Origin of the sequence: uncultured Sphingosinicella sp., from assembly GCF_963974575.1 — a bacterium.
Lineage (GTDB): Bacteria > Pseudomonadota > Alphaproteobacteria > Sphingomonadales > Sphingomonadaceae > Sphingosinicella.
The window spans coordinates 1-2,632 of the sequence record NZ_CAXBBQ010000018.1 but is presented as its reverse complement, the minus strand read 5'-3'; the positions used below and the strand labels follow the sequence as shown (position 1 = coordinate 2,632).

Here is a 2,632-nt window from a genome sequence, read left to right as displayed (position 1 = left end):
GTATCCGTCATCCCAGGCCCACGTGGCGGAAACGTGCCGGTCAAGCGTCTTAAGAGGGGGCGTTGCGCCCGGCGATCTTGGGGGAGTGCCAGGGCATGAGGGAATCGAGGTCCTTGTTGCTATGACCGTTGGCAAGCTTGGTGAGGGTGGCGGTGAGCCAGGCGAGCGGATCGACGTCCGAGAGTTTGCACGTTTCGAGAAGGCTGGCGAGCACCGCCCAATTGTCTGCCCCGGCATCGCTGCCGGCGAACAACGAGTTGCGGCGCGACAGGGCAATCGGGCGGATGCTTCTTTCGACCGTGTTGGTATCGAGCTCGACGCGGCCGTCGAGCAGGCAATAGGTGAGCTGCTGCCAGTGGTTGAGCATATAGTTGATCGCTTCGGCCATCTTGCCCTTGGCGCTGAACCGGCCGAGGTTCTTCGAGAGATAGTCGCGCAGGTTATCGAACAGCGGCTTCAGCATCAGCTGCCGCCCTTCGAACCGCGCCTCGGGCGAGGTGTCCCTGAGCGTCGCCTCGATCTTGTAGATCGCCGAGAAGCGACGGAGCACCTCGTCGGCAACGGGCTCCTTTTCGCGGAAATCGTAGAACTTGCGCCGCGCGTGAAGCAGGCAGAATGCGAGGGTGACGCCATTGCGGCGCTTGATCTCATTGTAGCCGGCATAGCCGTCCACCTGGAGCACCCCGGCGAAGTCGCCGAGATGGTCGATCGGATGCATGCCGCCGCGGCCGGTGGCGTACATGTAGACGACGGCGGGCGGCGCGAGTCCGCCCCATGGCCGATCGTCGCGGGCATAGGCCCACAGCTGGCCGCTCTTGGTCTTGCCGGTCCCGGGCGCCAGCACGGGCATGCGCGTCTCGTCGGCGAACAGCTTCACCGAACTTCGCAGCTCGGCGAGCAGATGCTGCCTGAGCGGAGTCAGCCACCATCCGACGCGCCCGACCCAGTCGGCGAGCGTTGCCCGGTCGAGATCGATCCCCTGGCGGGCGTAGATCTGGGCTTGCCGGTAAAGCGGAAGGTGATCGGCGTAGCGCGCGACGATGACCTGGGCGACGAGCGCGTCGGTGGGCAGGCCCTGATCGACGATGAAGCTTGGCGCCGGCGCCTGGGTGACGCCGCCCTCGTCGCAGCCGCGGCAGCCATAGCGCGGACGGCGGGTGACCAGCACGCGGAAGATGGTGGGCACGACGTCGAGGCGCTCGGTGACGTCCTCGCCGATGACATGAAGATCGTTGCCGCAGCAGGCACACTGCTTGTCTTCGATGTCGACGACCTGCTCGATACGCTCGAGATGGGCGGGCAGCGCTCCACGGTTGTTGCGGCGGCGGCGCTTTGTCTCGCCGGTCGCGTCAGCCTGGTCGATCAGCGCTTCGAGCCCGGCCTCGGCGCGCGACAAGGCAGCTTCGAGCTCTTCGAGCACGAGCTGGTACTGGTCGGGATCGAGCCGCTCGGCGCTCTGGCCGAAACGGTGGCGCTTGAACTGGTCGAGAATGTCGTTGAGGCGCTTGACCTCATCGCGGGCGGCCGCGAGCGCGTCCTCCATCTCGGCGGCCTTCGCCTCGGCGATGACGGCGGCGTGTTCGGCCGCTTTCGCGGTGGCGAGCGCGATGATCTCGCGCGCCTCAGCTTGGGCCGCAGCGCGGGCGAGCGCCTCGTTCTCGGCGTTGATGCGAACGATCTGCTGGTCGCGTTCGGCCGCCTCGGCGGTCAGCTTCGCGATGGTCGCGAGCAGCGCAACTGGGTCTTTGCAGGAGGCCGTCAGCGGGTCCATGGCAGGCATCGAATCACATGCGTAACGACGCGTCCAGCGCAGTTGACTCGGCCTGTCGCGACTATCTCACGCATCAGCGAAACCCTCGATTTTAGGCGGATTTACGCGCCTTGGCGCGCGGTGCCGACGCCAGTCCATGCCCGAGGTGAGTGCTGCCATCTGCGCCGCCGTGATCGAAAAACTGCCATCGACCGCCGGCGGCCAGGCGAATCCTTCGGCGGCCTCGGCGCGCTTGGTCATCAGCCAGATGCCGGTGCCGTCGAACCACAGAATCTTCAGCCTGTCCTTCCTCTTGGAACGAAAAATATAGGCGACTCCGCGCCACGGATCCTGGCTCAACTCGTGCTGGACCTTGGCCACCAGCGTGTCGATGCCGCAGCGGAAATCGATCGGCTTGGTGTAGATCAGCACCTTGGCGTCGCTGCCCGGCCCGATCATCGCGCCCTCAGCAGCGCTGCGATTACCGAGGCGACCAGCGTCGAACTTGCGCCGTGGGCGACCATCACTGGCACGCCGCGCACTTCCATTGCGACCTGCACCACCGCGTCCGGCAGCAGCCGCGCGTTCGCGGCCTCCGGTTCGAGCAGCACCGCCGGCACCGATGTCGGCTCGATGACCGCCGGCAGGAACATCGCCCTGTCCTCGCGCGCCGCGTCCTCCGCCATCTCGCGCAACTCGCGGCGCCAGGCATATATCTGGGCCGGAAGGACATCGAAACACGCGGCCACCTCCGCCATGCTGCACGCCGGATCGAGCGACAGCTCCACCACCGCGCGCTTCTCTTCCAGCGTCCAGCGCCGTCGGCGCCCGTTCTCCACGCCGCCACTGCCGTCGATCTCTTGCTCCACAGTCACCCCGCCG

At 66.6% G+C, this 2,632-nt stretch carries 3 protein-coding genes; all 3 read right to left on the bottom strand.

The features are described 5' to 3' along the window. Positions 1-49 precede the first annotated feature (49 nt). Positions 50-1,543 (bottom strand): IS66 family transposase, encoded by a 1,494-nt coding sequence (locus AAC014_RS17990; RefSeq protein WP_062346469.1) that lies wholly within the window; start codon positions 1,541-1,543, stop codon positions 50-52. A gap of 294 nt (positions 1,544-1,837) precedes the next feature. Then, complete coding sequence (gene tnpB, locus AAC014_RS17985) at positions 1,838-2,209, bottom strand: IS66 family insertion sequence element accessory protein TnpB (RefSeq protein ID WP_062346440.1); 372 nt, start codon at positions 2,207-2,209, stop codon at positions 1,838-1,840. After that, positions 2,206-2,632 (bottom strand): transposase (locus AAC014_RS17980; protein WP_339711412.1); only part of this gene is annotated, 427 nt, incomplete at its 5' end. The genes AAC014_RS17980 and tnpB, both read right to left, overlap by 4 nt.

Coding starts and splice junctions, on each gene's coding strand:
- AAC014_RS17990 (WP_062346469.1), bottom strand. CDS start 1,543: ATGGAGGACGCGCTCGCGGCCGCCCGCGATGAGGTCAAGCGCCTCAAC.
- tnpB (WP_062346440.1), bottom strand. CDS start 2,209: ATGATCGGGCCGGGCAGCGACGCCAAGGTGCTGATCTACACCAAGCCG.